Origin of the sequence: Janthinobacterium sp. 64 (assembly GCF_002813325.1) — a bacterium.
Taxonomy (GTDB): Bacteria; Pseudomonadota; Gammaproteobacteria; order Burkholderiales; family Burkholderiaceae_D; genus Janthinobacterium.
This window is the reverse complement of the sequence record NZ_PHUG01000001.1, coordinates 872927-889109: the sequence shown is the minus strand read 5'-3', so window position 1 is coordinate 889109 and position 16183 is coordinate 872927. Positions and strand designations below refer to the sequence as shown.

The 16183-nt window shown below is 66.7% G+C and carries 13 protein-coding genes; 2 read left to right on the top strand and 11 right to left on the bottom strand.

Translation table 11 applies throughout. The features are described from left to right. Positions 1-8 precede the first annotated feature (8 nt). The 9 genes from CLU91_RS03830 to CLU91_RS03790 are packed head-to-tail and all read right to left on the bottom strand — an operon-like array spanning position 9 to position 11082. Positions 9-1211, bottom strand: coding sequence for a TIGR03088 family PEP-CTERM/XrtA system glycosyltransferase (locus CLU91_RS03830; RefSeq protein ID WP_100873065.1), 1203 nt, complete (start codon positions 1209-1211; stop codon positions 9-11). Continuing rightward, the gene (xrtA, locus tag CLU91_RS03825) at positions 1201-2769 is read right to left on the bottom strand and encodes an exosortase A (protein WP_100873064.1); all 1569 of its coding nucleotides are present in this window, start codon (positions 2767-2769) and stop codon (positions 1201-1203) included. Before xrtA ends, CLU91_RS03830 begins: the two co-directional genes overlap by 11 nt. After that, positions 2766-4061, bottom strand: coding sequence for a TIGR03087 family PEP-CTERM/XrtA system glycosyltransferase (locus CLU91_RS03820; protein WP_100873063.1), 1296 nt, complete (start codon positions 4059-4061; stop codon positions 2766-2768). Before CLU91_RS03820 ends, xrtA begins: the two co-directional genes overlap by 4 nt. Positions 4062-4076: 15 nt before the next feature. Continuing rightward, positions 4077-5156: a FemAB family XrtA/PEP-CTERM system-associated protein gene (locus CLU91_RS03815; protein ID WP_100876565.1), complete on the bottom strand. Its 1080-nt coding sequence runs from the start codon at positions 5154-5156 to the stop codon at positions 4077-4079. Beyond that, positions 5156-6007 (bottom strand): XrtA system polysaccharide deacetylase, encoded by an 852-nt coding sequence (locus CLU91_RS03810; protein ID WP_100873062.1) that lies wholly within the window; start codon positions 6005-6007, stop codon positions 5156-5158. The genes CLU91_RS03815 and CLU91_RS03810 overlap by 1 nt, the downstream gene beginning before the upstream one ends. Further along, positions 6004-7164 carry a non-hydrolyzing UDP-N-acetylglucosamine 2-epimerase gene (gene wecB, locus CLU91_RS03805; RefSeq protein WP_100873061.1) on the bottom strand — a complete coding sequence of 387 codons (1161 nt, stop codon included), beginning with the start codon at positions 7162-7164 and terminating at the stop codon, positions 6004-6006. Before wecB ends, CLU91_RS03810 begins: the two co-directional genes overlap by 4 nt. Before the next feature lie 10 nt (positions 7165-7174). Next, entirely contained in the window at positions 7175-8719 is a 1545-nt protein-coding gene (locus CLU91_RS03800; protein ID WP_100873060.1) for a TIGR03016 family PEP-CTERM system-associated outer membrane protein, read from the bottom strand. Continuing rightward, positions 8703-9536: an XrtA-associated tyrosine autokinase gene (locus CLU91_RS03795; protein WP_100873059.1), complete on the bottom strand. Its 834-nt coding sequence runs from the start codon at positions 9534-9536 to the stop codon at positions 8703-8705. The genes CLU91_RS03800 and CLU91_RS03795 overlap by 17 nt, the downstream gene beginning before the upstream one ends. A 16-nt stretch (positions 9537-9552) precedes the next feature. Further along, a complete protein-coding gene (locus CLU91_RS03790) occupies positions 9553-11082 on the bottom strand; it encodes an XrtA system polysaccharide chain length determinant (protein WP_100873058.1) in 1530 nt (509 codons plus the stop codon). Between the two features lie 252 nt (positions 11083-11334). On the opposite strand from CLU91_RS03790, the gene CLU91_RS03785 reads away from it, so the two are divergent. Together CLU91_RS03785 and CLU91_RS03780 are read left to right on the top strand one after the other, a co-directional pair. Beyond that, positions 11335-11958 carry an XrtA/PEP-CTERM system exopolysaccharide export protein gene (locus CLU91_RS03785; RefSeq protein WP_100873057.1) on the top strand — a complete coding sequence of 208 codons (624 nt, stop codon included), beginning with the start codon at positions 11335-11337 and terminating at the stop codon, positions 11956-11958. A 199-nt stretch (positions 11959-12157) separates the two neighbouring features. Further along, on the top strand, positions 12158-12904 hold the full coding sequence (locus tag CLU91_RS03780) for an N-acyl amino acid synthase FeeM domain-containing protein (RefSeq protein WP_100873056.1): 747 nt from the start codon (positions 12158-12160) through the stop codon (positions 12902-12904). 1 nt (position 12905) lies between these two features. On the opposite strand, the gene CLU91_RS03775 is transcribed toward CLU91_RS03780, so the two are convergent. Further along, a complete protein-coding gene (locus CLU91_RS03775) occupies positions 12906-13688 on the bottom strand; it encodes a S1 family peptidase (RefSeq protein WP_100873055.1) in 783 nt (260 codons plus the stop codon). Then, positions 13685-16180 (bottom strand): hypothetical protein, encoded by a 2496-nt coding sequence (locus CLU91_RS03770; RefSeq protein WP_100873054.1) that lies wholly within the window; start codon positions 16178-16180, stop codon positions 13685-13687. Before CLU91_RS03770 ends, CLU91_RS03775 begins: the two co-directional genes overlap by 4 nt. Between the last annotated feature and the right edge of the window lie 3 nt (positions 16181-16183).

The following is a 16183-nucleotide window of genomic DNA, read 5'->3' as shown; positions in this document are numbered from 1 at the left end:
GAGGCCTTTCAGGGATAAGTGGACAGGGGAGAGGGCTGGCGCGCGCCCGTCAGGCGGTCGTACACGGCCAGGTAGGCGCCGGCCATGGCGGGCAGGCTGTGCTCGGCCAGCACCTGGCGCCGCCCGCGCGCGCCGTGGCGCGGGCCCAGTTCGGGCATGCTGTAGTAGTCGAGCATGGCGTCGGCCAGCATTTCGGCAGAACCGGGCGGCACCAGGGTGCCGCTCCAGCCCGACTGCACCAGTTCCGCATTGCCGCCCACCTGCGTGGCGACGATGGGCAGCCCCGTCGCCATCGCTTCGAGGATGGTGTTCGAGCTGCCTTCGGCCAAGGACGGCAGCACGAACAGGTCCATCGCGCGCAGCAGCTGCGCCACGTCGTCGCGCGCGCCGGGCAGCCAGGCCAGATGGGCCACGCCCGCTTGCTGCAGCAGCTCCAGGCAAGCCTGGCGGCACGGCCCGTCGCCGACGATGATCAGGCGCAGGCGCGCGCGGGCACCCGGCTGCGCCAGCAACAGCAAAAACGCCTGCACCAGCGAGGCATGGTCCTTGACGGCGGCCATGCGGCCCACGCTGCCGATGACGAAGGCGCCGTTGCACAGGAAGCCGGGCGGCCCGACGGCGGCCGGCGGCCCCAGGCGCGGGTGAAACTGCACGCTGTCGACGCCATTGCCGATGTGCGATACCTGGGCGGGCGCCGCGCCGATGCTGTCCACCAGCCATTGCCCCAGGTCGGCGCTGACGGCGATGAAGTGCTGCACCAGCGGCAGCATGCATTTGCGCAGCAGCCGGTATTTGCGGCGGGTGCCGTGCAAGTCGCTCATGTCGCGCCCGTGTTCGCCATGCACGCGCAGGCGCACGCCGGCCAGGCAGGCCAGCAGTTGCGCTTCGAGGCAGCCCAGGTTGCGCGTGTGCACCAGTGCCGGGCGCAGCTGTTTCAGTACGCGGTACAGGCGCAGGTAGTGGCGCCAGTCCTTGCCCTCGCGCTTGTCCAGGCTGATGACATCGACACCGGGCGTGGTCAGGCGCTGGCGAAACGCGGTGGCGTTCTTCAGGCAGACGATGGCGTGCCGGTAGCGCTCCGGCGGCAGATGGTTGATCAGGTTCACCAGGCCGTTTTCCAGCCCGCCCACGTCGAGCTGGTGGATCACGTGCACGATCAGCGGGACGCTGTTGGCCTCGCGTATGCGGTCAGCATCGGTGTCAAGGGCCATGCGGCAGCTCCTGCAGGCGTTGTTCGATGACGGGCAGCGCCGCCTGCAGGAATGCTTGCAGGCGCGCGCGCGGCGGCGGCGCCAGCTCATCGTAGGCGGCAAAGACGAGGATGTCGGCGCCATCCTGGCGCCTGCCCAGCAGCTTGGCTTGCGCCAGCAGCAGCTTGACCAGCACGGGCCGGGCCGTGACGATGCCGCCCTGGCGGTAGATGCGCCACACCAGCAGGCGTTCGCCACCATGCCCCAGCACGCTTTCGCGCACGGCCAGGGCGCCGCCGGCCAGGGGGATGTCTTGCACGCGCTGGGCCAGCGCCATCCAGCGCGGGCCGTAAGGCAACGATTGATGCGTCAGCAGTTCGGCATCGCGCGCCTGGCGCGCATACCAGTGCAGCTGCAGTCCCACGGGCGCGCCGCTGCCCGTCTGGGGTGCATACGTGGCGGCAAACCGCGCGGGCGAGCCCGCATACGGCGCTTGCCAGGCCGGTGCCGCATCGTGCAGGCGCTGCCAGGCGGGCGGATCGGGCAAGGCCAGCACAGCGGGGGAAGCGGGCGCCGCTGCGCCATCGTCGCGCTGGCTGCCCAGGGCCAGCGCCGGCCACAGCGCCGCCAGCAGCAGGCAAGCGAGGCTGGCGCGCACGACGGCCTGCAGGCTGGCGCCGGGCCGGGCGGCCGATGGCACGGCGCGCGCCAGCGGCACTTCGCGCCAGCGCGCGGCCAGCCAGAACAGCAGCAGCATCACCAGGCCGAAGAACAGCCAGCCATAGATCAGATGGTCGACGCCCACGGCCAGGCGCATGTTGCTCAGGTGACCCAGCATCACGATCAGGTAGGCGCGCACGCCATTGGCGAGGATGGGCACCAGCAGGGCGGCGGCCATGACGGCCAGGCGCCGCCCCGTGCTGTGGCAATGCACATGGGCGTACAGGGCGCCCAGGGCCAGCGCGGCGATCAGGTAGCGCAAGCCGCTGCACGCTTCCACCACCGACCAGTTACCGGTAGGCAGCGAAAAATTGTTGCCATCGCGAAACACAGGTACGCCCGTCCATTGCAGCGCGGTGACCGTGAAGGCAGCCGTGAAGTCGATCAGGGGATCGAGGAAGACTTCGCCAAACGGCACGGCCAGGAACAGATACGCGAGGGGAAAGCCCAGCAGGCGCACGGCCGGCCAGCCGAGGATGGCCAGCACGCAGGCCGGCAGCATGGCCGTGGCCGCATATTGTTCCACCACGGGCACATTGGCGGCGTCGGCCAGCAGCCAGGCCAGGCCCAGCGCACCGAGCAGCAGCAAGCCTGGCCGCGACGGCTGAGGCGCCAGCGCGGCCAGGCGGGCGCGCTGGCGCCAGGCCAGCCAGCAGCTGATGGGCACGATCAGGAAACCGTGCGCAAAGGTTTGCGAGCGCGACCACAGTTCCAGCATCGACCAGAAGGTGGCGTGGTACAGCAGCACGATGGCGGCCAGGGCCAGCAGCAGGAGCAGCATGGCTTGCTGCTGGCCCTGCGCATGCGGCAAGACGGCCGCATCCGGCAAGCGGGCCACCTGGTCGAGCTGAACACTCATGTGGATGGTTCCCGCACGGGCAGCAAAGGCGCGGCGAGACCGCTGGCAGCGGCCTCGGCTTCGGTCCCGGCAGGCAGGCCCAGCATGGCGCCCAGGCCGCGCAGATTGCGTTCCCAGTTGTAATCCTGTAAAACCAGCTGGCGCGCCGCCGCGCCGATGGCCGCACCGCTGCCTTCGGCCCCGCCGCCCCGGGCGTTGCGCAGCACGCGCGCCGCATGGTGGATGAATTCGGCGTCATCGCGCGCCAGCAGCAGTTCCAGGCCCGGCTGGGCGGCGATGCCTTCGAGCGCCTGCGGCGTGGCCAGCACGATCTTGCTCATCGCCATCGCTTCGAGCACCTTGTTTTGTACGCCGCGGGCGATGCGCAGGGGCGCCACGGCCAGCGCCGCGCCGGCCAGGTAGGGCCGGATGTCGGGCACCTTGCCCGTCACCACCACGCCAGGTATCTTGGCCAGCGCCGTCACGGCGGGCACGGGGGCGCTGCCGACGATATAGAACTGCAGCTGGGGAAACTGGCGCCGCAGCGCGGGCCAGACGTGGCGCACGAACCATTGCACGGCGTCGATGTTGGGCCAGTAATCCATGGCGCCGGTAAACACCAGCACCTGCACGCCGGGCGGATAGAAGGCGCTCTGCGCCGGCATCGGCGCGAAATAGTCCGTGTCGACGCCGTTGTTGAAAAATCCCGTCTTGCGCCGCGCCATCGGGGCGCACTGGCGGAACAGGGCCGCTTCGGCGGGCGAGACGAAGCTGGCGGCCGTGAACTGCTGGGCGATATGGCGCTCGTACTGCAGCAGCAGCTGCGCTTCGCGCCGGTACAGCAGCGACAGTGGCCACGGCTTGCTGTCGCCGTACTGGCGCCATTTGTCGGAATCGACGTCGACGAAATCGATCACGCGGTGCAGGGCGCGGCCCGCGCTGCCGTCGATGTATTGCGCCATGGGCCCGGAAAAGGCCAGCGCGTGGCGCACCTTGCCGCACGACAGCAAGCCGTCGACCCATTGCAGCAGGCGCGCATCGCGGTAGTACTGCACGCTCATGGCTTGCCGCGACAGCAGCGCCTGCAAGGCGCGCCAGCGGGCCGTGCCGCGCCGCAATTCAATGAAGCGCGTGCTGGCACACAGGGCAGCCACGGTTTTCGCGTGCTGCCAGTCGTCGTCATCGTCGATGAAACAGCCCAGGTGCACGCGGAAATGCCGGCTCAGGTACTGCAGCATGTGCCACGAGCGTATCTTGTCGCCCTTGTTGGGCGGATACGGCAGGCGGTGGGCGAGGAATAGTAGTTCGCGCATGGTGGGTCCCGTCGCTTAGCTCAGTTGCCGCACGATATGCGGCCCCAGCAGGTTGGCCAGCGGCAGCGGCAGGCGGCGCCAGGCGCGGATGAACAGCGCGTATCTGGGATTCAGAGGATTGACTTCCGGCAAGGCCGTGGCGCGCACGAGCTGGTAGGCATACGGCAGCGGCTGCGGCGCAAAGCCCCAGTTCTTCTTGAAGTCGTATGCCCCCGTACCGAGCTTGCTGCGGCCGAAATCGAACAGGCGGTAACCGCGCGCGCAGGCGCGGCGCATCGCTTCCCAGTACATGAAGTCATTGGCGCCCGTGCTGCGCGCCAGCGGCGTGCCGCCGCCGTAATACGGCAGCACTTCATCGCGGAAATAGAACAGCATCACGCTGGCCTGCGCCTGCTGGCCGTGGTAGACGGTGAGTATCTCGCAAGCGCTGCCAAACACCGCGCGCAGCAGGGCAAAATGGCGGCGCGCAAAGACGGGCGTGCCCAGCCGGTGCACGCTGGCGGCATAGATCGGGTAAAAACGCTGGAGATCATAGTCGATGGCGCTGTGCAGGCCGCCGGCCATGGCCTTGCGCACGACGGCGCGCTGCTTGCGGGGAATGGCCAGCAAGTTCTGTTCGGCATCCGGGAGCAGGGGACGGCGGAAGGTCGCGTACAGCGGTTTGTACAGCCAGGGAGGGTCTGCACTTTCTGGCACCTCGCGCCAGCGGTATTCCAGGTGCCCCACGCCGAGGCGCCGCGCCAGCGCCAGCGCCGCTTCGTCCAGGGCCAGTCGCGCGGCCGTGCTGCCGCCGGCGATGCCGCCGTACACGCAAAACGGCAGCGAGACGAGGGCCGAGCCGAACAATCGGCTGCGCACATGCGCCAGCGGCAAGACAGCGGCGATGCGCCCGTCCTGTTCCGCGTACAGGAAATGGCAGTCGTGTTTAAACCCTTGCTGCAGGATGGTGTGCCAGCCGGCGCGGTGAAAGAAGGTGGCGTCGGGACAGGCCTCGACAAAGGCATCCCAGCGCGCATGCTCGTGTGCCTGCAGGGACCGTACGGCAATGGCGGCGCTGGACGGCGACCGGTCGGCAGGAAGGCTGGCCTCGTGCATCATGTGCTTTCCAAAAAAATACGGTCCATGCGGTCCCAGGTGAAGTCGGCCGTCAGGCGCGCCAGCCGCGCTTCCATGCGCCCCAGGTTCAGGTAGTGGCGAAAGCGCGTTTTCGCGCTCAGGCCCGGCGGGCGCGGCTGGCCGGGATCGAGTTCCCAAGGATGAAAATAGAATATGCCAGCTTGCCCGTCGCGCGAATTGATGCGTCGCAAAAGCCAGCGCGACAGTGCATACGGCATCAATCTGAAATAACCGCCGCCGCCGGCCGGCAGGTTGCGCCCCCGCAAGCGCACTGTGCTGACGGGCAATTCCAGCATGCCGTGCGGCCCGCGTGGGCGCCAGGCGAAGCGGGGAGCATCGGGCATGCCGTAATGGTCGTGGCGGATCGGATAGATGCTGGAACTGTAGCGGTAGCCCGCCTCCTGCAGCACGTCGAAGGCCCACAGATTGGCCGCGCCGATGGAAAAGCTGGGCGCCCGGTAGCCGAGCACGGGCAGCCCCGTCAATTGCTCGAGGATGGTCTTGCTGCGGCGCACATCGTCGGCGAACTGCGCGGCCAGCTGGTCGCAGGCGCGCAGGTGCGCATAGCCGTGGCTGGCCACCTCATGCCCCGCGCCGGCCACGCGGCGCAGCATGGCCGGATAGCGCTCGGCAATCCAGCCCAGGGTAAAAAAGGTGGCGTGGATGCGGCGCGTTTCCAGCAGCAGCAGGATGCGCTCGACGTTGGCCTCGACCCGGCATTCCAGGCGGGGCCAGTCGGCGCGCGCGATGTGCGGCGCGAAGGCCGACACCTGGAAATAGTCTTCCACGTCGATGGTCAGCGCGTTGCGCAGTATCACCGGCGGCGTCATGGCGGCCCCCGGTGCGCCGCCAGCCAGGGCGCGATGACGGCGGCGATGCGCTCGGCGGCGTGGCCATCCCAAAGGGGCGGAATGCGGCCCCGCTTGCCTCCTGTGTCGAGGACGCCCCGCGCCAGCGCGAGAATGGTTGCCGGCTGCGTGCCGGCCAGCGTGTTCGTGCCATCGCTGACGGTGACGGGCCGCTCCGTATTGTCGCGCAAGGTCAGGCAAGGTACGCCCAGGGCCGTGCTTTCTTCCTGGATGCCGCCGGAATCGGTCAGCACCAGGCGCGCGCCCTGCATCAGGCCCAGCATTTCCAGGTAGCCCAGCGGCGGCAGGCGGACGATGCCATGCCGCGCCAGCAGCGGTTCCAGGCCCGCCAGACGCAGGCCGGCCAGGGTGCGCGGGTGGATGGGAAACAGCAGCGGCAGTTGCTGCGACAATTGGCCCAGCGCCTGCAGCAGCGTTTGCAGCTGCGCCGCATCATCCACGTTCGATGGCCGGTGCAAGGTCAGCAGGCCATACGCGGGCGGGCAGGCATGGCCGTGCGCGCGCAGGGTGGTGGCGGGCGTTACTGCGCGCGGCAGTTGCTGGCGCAGGCTGTCGATCATGACGTTGCCCGTGAAATGGATGCGTTCGGGGGCGATGCCTTCGCGCAGCAGGTTGGCACGCGCGCCTTCCTCGCTGGTCAGCAGCAGATCGGACAATTGATCCGTCAGCACGCGGTTGATTTCCTCGGGCATGTGCCGGTCGCTGCTGCGCAGGCCCGCCTCGACGTGGATCACGGGAATGTTCCGCTTGGCCGCCACCAGCGCGCACGCCAGGGTGGAATTGACGTCGCCCACGACCAGCACGGCATCGGGCGCCAGCGGCGGGTGCGCGTCGAGCACGGCGTCGAAGCGGCGCATGATCTCGGCCGTCTGCTGCGCATGGTTGCCGGAGCCCACGTCGAGGCAGATGTCGGGCGGGCGCATGTCCAGGTCCGCAAACAGCTGGCCATTCATGGCCGTGTCGTAATGCTGTCCCGTATGCAGCAGGGTGACGCGCACGGCGGGCGCACGGCGCGCCAGGGCGGCCAGGATGGGCGCCATTTTCATCAGGTTGGGGCGCGCGGCCACCACGCACAGCAGGTGCGCGGGCGCGGCGGACGCAAGCGAAGGGTCAGACATTGCGGGCTCCTTAGAATTGCATGGTGAGCGTGGCGCTGACGCCGTTTTCGCGGTAGTTGCCGCCCCGGTTGCTGGCGTGCCGCATGTGCCGCACATCGATGCTGGCCGTCATGTCCGGCTGCAGGATGCGGCTGTAGCCGGCCGTCACGGTAATGTTGTTGTCGCGCCGGGGCACGCTCAGCGAGCGCACGCCGGCGTAGCCGGCATTGACGCTCACGCTGGTGCGCGAACTGGCTTGCCAGTTCCAGCCCACGTTGGCGCCGATCTGGCGCGTGCGGTCTTCGCTGCCGAACTCCATGCCGGGCAGCAAGGCGCTGTCGATGCCGCTGGCCGTTTGCGCCGTGCGGTCGACGGCCGTGACGCCGGCGACCAGCGTGCTTTTGGCCGTGGCGCGCGCCATCGTCAGCTTCAGCTGCTTTTGCAGGAAATAGCGGTGGCTGAAGTAATTGATGGCGCCCCGTTCCGGCCCCAGGCTGTTGGCGTAGCGCAGGAAGGCATTGATGCGCAAGCGCCTGTCGCGCGCGTTGGGAAAGAGGCCGCTCCATAATTGATCGAGCAGCTGGCCTGCGTCGCGGTCGCCCAGGCGCGCAAACTGCGTGGGCATGGTGGTGATGTCTTCGCTGTAGCTCAGTTGCCAGTTGGTGTGGCGCTGCAGGAAGTTGGCATCGAGGCTGTAGGTATGGCCAAAAAAGCGCTTGCCCGTGCTGAAGGCCAGGCTGGTGCGCGGCGACGGCGTCCACACGCCGCCCAGCGACCAGAAACGGCCTTCCGGCGCCTTGCCGTTGCTCGATATATAGCCTTCCTTTTCCATGCCGGCGCTGGCCGTGGCCGCCCATTTTCTGCTGAACGGATAGCGCAGGCCCACGCTGCTGCGCTGCATGCGCACGGGCGCCAGCTTGCTGTCCTGCGTGCGGCGCACATCGTGGCTGGCGTTCCAGGTCCAGCCCTGGCCGCGCGGTTCGCCGCTGAGCAGCAATTCCATCTCGTCGCTGTGTACGGACAGCAATTCGCCGCCGCTGGCTACCGTAATGCGCGTGTAGCGCAGTTCGGTTGTGGCCAGGCCGCGGAAGCGGTGGCGCAGGTAGGGGCTGATGCCAGTGGTGCGTACCGTGCTGGTATTGTCCGTGTCGGGCAGCTCGGCTATCAATTGGGGGCCGAACGGCGAGATGTTGCGCCGGCTCACGCTGGCGTTGGCATCGATGAAGAACCAGTCCTGCACCAGCTCGGCGTCGGCTGCGGCGTGCAAGTCGTGGTTGTCGCTGTTGCCGCGCTGCCCCGAGAAGTATTTGTGCCAGCTGTAATCGAGGTTCACGCGCAGGCGCGGACCCGTGCCGATGAGGGCGATGGCGGGCGCGATTTCCGTGATGAAGTCCGATTGCGCCTTGCCCGGCGGCGCGCGCAGCGCATTGTCCGTATAGCTTTCGCGCAGGCGCAGCGACGGTTTCACCAGCCAGTCGACAGCGCTGGCCGGCAGAGGCAGCAGCAAAGATAGCAAAGGCAGCAACGGCGGCAGCGCCAGCGGTAGCTTCACCCGGCGGCTAGTCGTAATGGCCATAGCCGTAGTAGTCGTTGCCGGGGAACGATTTGGTCTTGTTGTAGATCAAATGAATGTGTTCGCACGCTTCGATCTGGCGCAGCGCTTCCTTGACGGCGTGCTGGGTCGTCGTTTCCGCCTCGACCACCATCACCACCTGTCCCATCTGCCCCACCAGCGCGTGCGCTTCGCTGGTGATCAAGAGGGGCGGCGAATCGAAGACGACGACGCGGTCGCCATAGCGGCTGGCGATCTCGGCCAGCAACCGGCTCATGGCGCGGCTGGCCAGCAATTCCGTCGCGTGCTTGTTGCTGCGCCCGGCGGGCAGGATGCTCAGATTGGCCACGTTGGTTTTCAGGATCACGTCGGCCATGGCCAGCTGCGGGTCGAGCAGCACGTCCATCAGTCCCGGTTCCGGCGGCAGGCCCAGCACTTTCAGCACGGACGGGCGCGCCACGTCGGCATCGACCAGCAGCACCGTGATATCCATTTCCATGGCGATGCTCATGGCCAGGTTGACGGCGCAATACGTCTTGCCTTCGCCGGGCATGGCGCTGGTGACGACGATCAGGTTGCCGTGGCGGATGGCGTCGGCGCCGCTGGCGCGCGCCTGGCGCAGCAGCGGGCGCTTGATGATGCGAAAATCCTCGGCCACCGCGCTGCGCCCACCATCGTGCGTGAGCATGCCTTGCTCGGCCAGCCGGTCCAGGTTCAGGGGGCGGTATTGGCGCGAGCGGGCCGCGTCCGCGCCCTGCGTACCGTTCACCGTATAGGGAACGCCAGCCTCGGCCACGCCGAGGATGGTGGGTTCCTGCTTGCCGCTGTCCTTGCTGCTCATCGTCGCTCCTTGGGCTCTAGAATTTCAGCAGCGCGGCCGTCATGACCCCGCCGTACAGCAGGAACAGGCTGCCCAGGCAGCCGGCAAAGGCATAGCGGGCGCGGTGGCGGCGCACCTGCTGCAGCGGCGTCCAGTTCATCGATACCGTACCCAGCACATTCAGGCCCGTGGCATCGCGTAGTTCGGAGGGGCTGAGGAAAGTGGGGCGCACCTGGCTGATCAGGAGCGCCGTGGCGATGCCGGCCACCAGGGCCGCGCCCAGCGCCGCGGAAAACAGCAGCGGACGGTTCGGGCCGACGGGCGCAAATTGCACCGTGGGCGGGTCGATGATCTTGAAGGCCATCATCTCGGTGGTGGAACTGAGTTCGCCCGACAGCTTGGCCGCTTCGCGCCGGCCGATCAGCTTTTCATAGTTTTCCTTGTTGATGATGTAGTCGCGGTTCAGTTGCGCCAGCTGCGATTCCACCTCGGGCACGGCATTGCTTTGCGCCAGCAGGCGCTCATTGCGCGCGTTGTATTCCTGCACGCGGGCGCGGATGGCGGCCACCTTGGCGTCCGCGTCCGTCAGCGCCACCTTCAGCTGCTGCAGCATGGGGCTGTAGTTCTTGCCCGGGTCGCCGGACGCCGTTTTCAGCTTGCTTTCCTCGATCTTGCGCTCTTCCAGCTGGGCAATGAGGCGCTTCGAGGCGATGATGTCGGGATGCAACTCCGTAAATTGCATGCGCAGGCTGTCCAGATTCTTGTTGAGCGAGGCGATGCGCTCATCGAGTTCCGGGTTCGTGATGGCCGCCGCGTTCGGCTCCAGGTCGAGCACGGGTTCGTCGCCTTCGATCTGGCTCAGGATGGCCTTGCGCGCCTGCTCGGCCTCGACCAGTTCCAGCTTGGCATTGTTCAGGCTATCGGATGACATCAGCAGCTGGCTGCCATAGTCGATGCCCTGGCGCGGCAACAGCAGGTTGTTGCGGATCTTGAATTCCTTCACCAGGTTCTCCGCCGCGCTCAGCTTGTCCTCGTAATTCTTGATCTGCTCGTCGATGAACTGCACCGCTTTCTGCGAATCGCCCTTTTTTCCCTGGAAACTGCCTTCGACAAAGATGGTCAGCAGGCTTTGCACCACGTCGCGCACGAGCTTGGGGTCGCGCCCGCTGTAGCTGATGGTGTAGATATCGTAGGCGTTGGTGCCGCTGATCTTGATGCGGCTCATCAGCTCATCGAGCCGGGCTTCGTGTTCGCGCACGGTCTTCGAATCGAGGTCGAGGTCGACCATGCGCATGACGCGCTCCACGTTGGGGCGGCTGAGCAGGGTGCGGCTCATGATGGCCACTTGCTGTTCCGTGTTCGGCACGCTGGTCATGCCGGCCAACAGCGGCTTGAGGATGGTTTGCGTATCGACAAACACGCGCGCCGACGTCTGGAAGTCGTCGGGTAGCGTAATGACCCTGATGAAGCCGACGATCGCCACCAGCCACGCCACCAGCACCGCATGCCAGCGGTACTTCCAGATGCCTTTCAGGCTGGAAAGCAGTTGCTGTATCAATTGCTCCATGTCGCTTCCTTCAGGTGACGGTGCTGCACGGTCGATGGCTGGGCGGCGCGGACAACGGCATCTTGCAAGAAATAATTGCCTGTTGAGTATGCAAAGTATAGGGCGCCTGTGAAGCAAAATTTCCCAAGATGATTGCTTCTTGATACGCCTCAAGGTTCACTTGCCGGGTTTTAATAATCATAGGAAGTTCGCGGCCCAGGCTGGTTCTGCGGGGCCTGCCATGGACGCGCCATCGACTCGAAGAGGTCCTGCATGAATCCGTTTCGCCGTGCTTTTGTATGCCACACGCTGCTCCTGGCGTGCACCGCCAGCTTGCTGGGGGGCTGCCGCACACGCTATCCGCTGGCGCCCGCCGACGACAGCGCCCCCATGCACGACTACCTGATCGGCCCGGGTGACTCCGTCAACATCATCGTCTGGCGCAATCCGGAAGTGTCGCTGACGGTGGCCGTGCGGCCCGATGGCAAGATCACCACGCCGCTGGTGGAGGATTTGGCCGCCAGCGGCAAGACCTCGACCCAGCTGGCGCGCGATATCGAGCAAGCCTTGGGCAAGTTTATCCAGCAACCGGTGGTGACGGTCATCGTCACCAATTTCTCGGGCCCGTATGGCGAGCAGATCCGGGTCATCGGCGAAGCGGCCAAGCCGCAGGCGCTGCCGTACCGCCTGGGCATGTCGCTGATGGACGTGCTCATCGCCGTGGGCGGCATCACGGACTTTGCCGCCGGCAACAAGGCCAGCATCATCCGCATGCGCGACGGCAGCCAGCAGCAGCTGGGCGTGCGCCTGGACGATCTGCTCAAGAGTGGCGATATTTCCGCGAACGTCATGATGCGGCCGGGCGATGTGCTGTTGATACCGGAGAGCTTTTTTTAGAAACGATCTCAACAATGCTAAAACAGCATTTATATTTGCCATTTTGTACTTTTTTGCAAATTTCAGCGTGCAATTTTGCCATCTATAGGCACTATCTTCTGTTTTTTTAGATAGTGGCGGGAACTTCTCTGCTTTTTATCTTGTCACAAGGCATTGGCTTCAGTCCGTCTCGACGGCTGCCGATGAACGTGAGGACAAGATGAGCTTTGAAGATGAACCTATTATTTCCTTCGACACGCCTGGCACTTTCAGTGACCTGGTCGTGGGCGAGGGCCAGATCGACCCGGCGATGGAGCACGAGCTCGACTTGCAGCGCTTTCATATCCGCATGGCCAATTCGCGTGGCCGGCGCGAGGCGGCCAGTTTGCTGATCCGCAAGATGTACGGCTGGCGCGGTTATGCCGTCGATCCCGGCATCGCACATGCGTTAAATAAAATCACCCTGTTTGCGGAAACGGCAGGCTCCACCGTCGGCACCATGACCCTGTGCCTGGACAATGACGAGACAGGCTTGCCCGCCGATGAAAACTTCCGCGACAAGCTCGACGTGCTGCGCGAGCAGGGCCGGCGCCTGTGCGAACCGTCGCGCCTGGCCATCGACAAGGGCGTGAGTAAGCGCGTGTTCGCCGCGCTGATTCATATTTCTTATATCTATGCCCACAATATTCACGGCTTTACGGATTACGTGATCGAAGTCAATCCCCGCCATGTGGTGTTTTACAAGCGCATGCTGGGTTTCAAGGATTTCGGCGGCGAGCGAGAGTGCACGCGCGTGGGCGCGCCGGCGGTATTGCTGCGCCTGGACCTCGACTACATGGGGGCCCAGATCCGCAAGTACGGCGGCATGATGGAACAGCATGGGGGTGAACGGTCGTTTTACCCCTTTTTTTTTCCGACATGGGATGAGCCTGGCATTACCGACCGGCTCAGGCAGGGGCGCAACTGACTCATTTGTTTTTCAGCAAGATCGCCTGCATGTGGCTGCCCGGGATCGCGTAGGTGATGCCGCTGGGCGCGGTGATGGCCGCCTCTTTCAGTCCTTTTACATACACCATGTTGACGATGCCGTAGACGAGACCGGTCTCGGGATCGAACAGGGGGCTGCCGCTGCTGCCTGGATACGCCGTCGCGTCCAGCTGGAACACCGTGTACGGCGCTTTTTGCAGTTGCGCCAGGCGCCGGGTGTCGAGGCGCTGCGCGGTGGCGCTGGGCCTGACCACCGGCGTCAGCGACGATACGGTGGCGCGGTGCGTCACGTGGTGCAGACCCAGCAAGGTACCGAGCGGAAACCCCGTAAAGGCCATGGCCTGGCCTTCGCGCACCGTGGCCGCGTCGCCCAGCGCCAGGGCCGGCAGGGGCGCGCCAGCCAGGCGCAGCAGGGCCAGGTCGTGCTCCGTGTCCAGCGACTGGATTTTGGCGGGGCGAAATTGCGCCGCCTCGCCCTGGCCCGTGAGTATGCCGATCACTTCGTCCGGATTGGCATCGAGCAGTTTTTGAATCACATGGGCGCAGGTCAGCACGCTCAAGCCGTCGCCCGCCACGAAACCCGTGCCGAGGAAATTCAAGGGCGGCGTGCGCGTCGCTTGCAGGCTGCCCACGCCGACGATGGAAGGCTTCACGCGCGCAATGACTTGCGCCAGGGCCTGGTCGGCACGGCAGGGCGCGCTGGCCACAGCCAGGACCAGGCCGGACAGCAGGGCAGAGAAGTATGTCCATGGCAGGGCTTTCATGGCGGCGCACTTTCAGGGGAAGGAGGTTGCGGGGGCTGCAGCAATGCGCACAGCAGCATCAGATAGCACAGCAGGGCGATACGCGGCACGTCGAGCAGGCTGTCGAACAGGCCGACGACGAGAAAACCCAGCAGGGCGGCGGCGCAGGCCAGCGCGCACGGCTTGCCCCGCGTGGCTTGGCGCAGCAGGCGCTGGCCGGCCAGAGAAAGCAGGGCCAGCAGGGACAGTGCACCGCACCAGCCCGTTTCCACCAGCACATGCAGCGCCAGGCTCTTGATATGCCACGGCAAGTGATGGTGGTCGCTGCTGAAAAACCAGTAATTGTTGGCCTGCGTAAAGCGCCCGTTGGCGATCAATTCCTCGCCGCCCGGTGCGCGCAGGCTCAGATTGTCCACGTCGATCACGGACGAGGTGGCCGTGCCGCTGGCCGCCAGTTCCAGCTGCACGGGCGGGCGCAGCAGCCAGGCGCCCGCGCCCAGCGACCCGCTGTCGAACGGCACTTCATAGTGCTGCCAGGCCGGCACGGGACTGCCAGGCGGCGGCGCCTGCAGGCGCAGGGGGATAGGCACGCAACCTTGTGCGTACAGCAATTGCCGCTGGCACAGGCGCACCTGCAGCACGGGCATGGGGCCGCTTCGGCGCACGTCCAGCGCCAGCGTGTAGTGCGTGGCCGGCTGTAGCGGCAGGCGTTGCAGCAGCCGCAGCAGTTCGCCATAGCCTGCGCTGTAGCCGGGACTGGCCAGGCGCACAAACGTGTTGCCGGAGTTGCCAGGCGCGCCGTCATCCTCTGCATAGGCGATGCTGGCTGGCACTTCGCGCCCCGGATTGTGCCAGTAGTACGTGGCAGGAAAGCTGCCCATGCCCATGCCGAACAGCTGATCGCCCCAGCCGGACGGCTGCATGGCCAGCACTTGCCGCCAATGACGCAGGCGGCCTTGCAGGTCGAAAGCCGTGGTGGCGAAACGTTCGGTGGCGTAATAGCTGGCCGAGACGGGGATGGCCAGCAACAGCAGGATGCCTGCCGCGCCCGCGATGCTCAGGCTGGCCCGGTCCAGCCGCCACAGCGGCGCGCGCAAGCGTCCATTGCACAGCATCAGCATGGCCAGCAACACGACCAGCGCGGCCGGCGCCAGGGCGGGAGCACCGGCCCAGTGCCAGCCTATCCAGACGAGATTGCACGCCAGCATGGTCCACGCCATCATCGCCAGGACCGGCCTGGCAAGGCCTTTGCCGGCAGTACCGCCCGGCCACAGGGTGCCGGGCAGCAGCGCGCCCGCCAGCAGCACGGCGGCCAGCAGGAACAGGAAATACGGGCCTTTCAGCCAGCCGGCAGCCTCCGGGCCGGCCCCTGCCGGCCACCAGCTGGCCAGCAACCCCTGCAGGCACAGCGCACACAGCAGGCTGGCCGGTGCCAGGCGCCACGGCAAGGGCCGCGCCGCCAGCACGAAGCTGGCCGCCAGCAGGACGACGGCGGCCAGCAAGCCCCGGTAGCCGGCCGCGCTGAACATGGTCACGAGCAGGACGGTGCCCAGGCCGGCCAGCAGCAGCATCAGCAAGGGTTTGCGCATGGGTCGCCGGCCCGTCGGGCGCCGCGCCGCGCCGGGGGCTGTCCGCAAGGTCTGCCACATGGCCAGCAGCACGGCCGCCGTGAGGGCCGCGTACAGGCCCCGTGAAAAGGTGGTGCATGCCGCGTGCAGGGCCAGTGCCAGCAGCAGCAAGGCCAGCGCCGCTTGCCAGCGGCTGCGCGCGCGCGCCAGCCACAGTGCCGCAAATGGCAGGCTCAGGGCCAGGTAACCGTCCAGCGCGGCGCCGCCCGTGTGCATGGCGGAAAATGGCGCCGTGATGCGGTAGTCGCTGGAGAGGTTCGTCAAACCGGGAAACACGGCCCGTTCCCACAGCGCGAACAGCGAGACCATGGCCAGCCCGGCCAGCATGCCTGGCAGCGCATAGCGGCGCAGGGCGGACGGCTCCCCGTCGCGCAGCAGCAGTGGCAGCAGCAGCATGCTCCAGGCCCAGGCCTTGCCCACTCGCAAGCTGTTGTAGGGGCTCAGGTAGTTATCCCAGGCATAAACATCGGGGGGCGGCAGTGGCAGCACGCCGCGCAGCAGCGCTGCCAGCCAGGCCAGACTGCACAGCAGCAGGCAGGCGCGGGCGGCCGGCGACAGCCGCGCCGCTGCACCCTGGGGCATTCCGCCCAGGCGCCAATAGCCGCAGGCTACCGTCAGCAACAGCAGCACGTCGATTTCTTCGAGGAAGAACCAGCCCGTCCACGGCGCCAGGTCGAGCACGGGCAGCAGGGCGGGCACGCAGAACAGCCAGCAGGCGGGACGCCAGCACAGCAGCAGGAAATAGGCGGGCAGCAGGGCGGCAAACAGCAGGCCGGGCCAGCCGTGGCCCAGCGGATAATGGCGCAGGGCCAGCATGCAGGCCGCGCCAGCCAGCAGAGCCAGCAGCCGCGCCGCCAGACCGGGCAGGGCCGTGTGCGCCAGCATGGC

What these genes read in the sequence shown, in the direction of transcription:
- CLU91_RS03830 (WP_100873065.1), bottom strand. Translation starts at nt 1,211, where the DNA reads ATGGCCCTTGACACCGATGCTGACCGCATACGCGAGGCCAACAGCGTC.
- xrtA (WP_100873064.1), bottom strand. Translation starts at nt 2,769, where the DNA reads ATGAGTGTTCAGCTCGACCAGGTGGCCCGCTTGCCGGATGCGGCCGTC.
- CLU91_RS03820 (WP_100873063.1), bottom strand. Translation starts at nt 4,061, where the DNA reads ATGCGCGAACTACTATTCCTCGCCCACCGCCTGCCGTATCCGCCCAAC.
- CLU91_RS03815 (WP_100876565.1), bottom strand. Translation starts at nt 5,156, where the DNA reads ATGCACGAGGCCAGCCTTCCTGCCGACCGGTCGCCGTCCAGCGCCGCC.
- CLU91_RS03810 (WP_100873062.1), bottom strand. Translation starts at nt 6,007, where the DNA reads ATGACGCCGCCGGTGATACTGCGCAACGCGCTGACCATCGACGTGGAA.
- wecB (WP_100873061.1), bottom strand. Translation starts at nt 7,164, where the DNA reads ATGTCTGACCCTTCGCTTGCGTCCGCCGCGCCCGCGCACCTGCTGTGC.
- CLU91_RS03800 (WP_100873060.1), bottom strand. Translation starts at nt 8,719, where the DNA reads ATGGCCATTACGACTAGCCGCCGGGTGAAGCTACCGCTGGCGCTGCCG.
- CLU91_RS03795 (WP_100873059.1), bottom strand. Translation starts at nt 9,536, where the DNA reads ATGAGCAGCAAGGACAGCGGCAAGCAGGAACCCACCATCCTCGGCGTG.
- CLU91_RS03790 (WP_100873058.1), bottom strand. Translation starts at nt 11,082, where the DNA reads ATGGAGCAATTGATACAGCAACTGCTTTCCAGCCTGAAAGGCATCTGG.
- CLU91_RS03785 (WP_100873057.1), top strand. Translation starts at nt 11,335, where the DNA reads ATGAATCCGTTTCGCCGTGCTTTTGTATGCCACACGCTGCTCCTGGCG.
- CLU91_RS03780 (WP_100873056.1), top strand. Translation starts at nt 12,158, where the DNA reads ATGAGCTTTGAAGATGAACCTATTATTTCCTTCGACACGCCTGGCACT.
- CLU91_RS03775 (WP_100873055.1), bottom strand. Translation starts at nt 13,688, where the DNA reads ATGAAAGCCCTGCCATGGACATACTTCTCTGCCCTGCTGTCCGGCCTG.
- CLU91_RS03770 (WP_100873054.1), bottom strand. Translation starts at nt 16,180, where the DNA reads ATGCTGGCGCACACGGCCCTGCCCGGTCTGGCGGCGCGGCTGCTGGCT.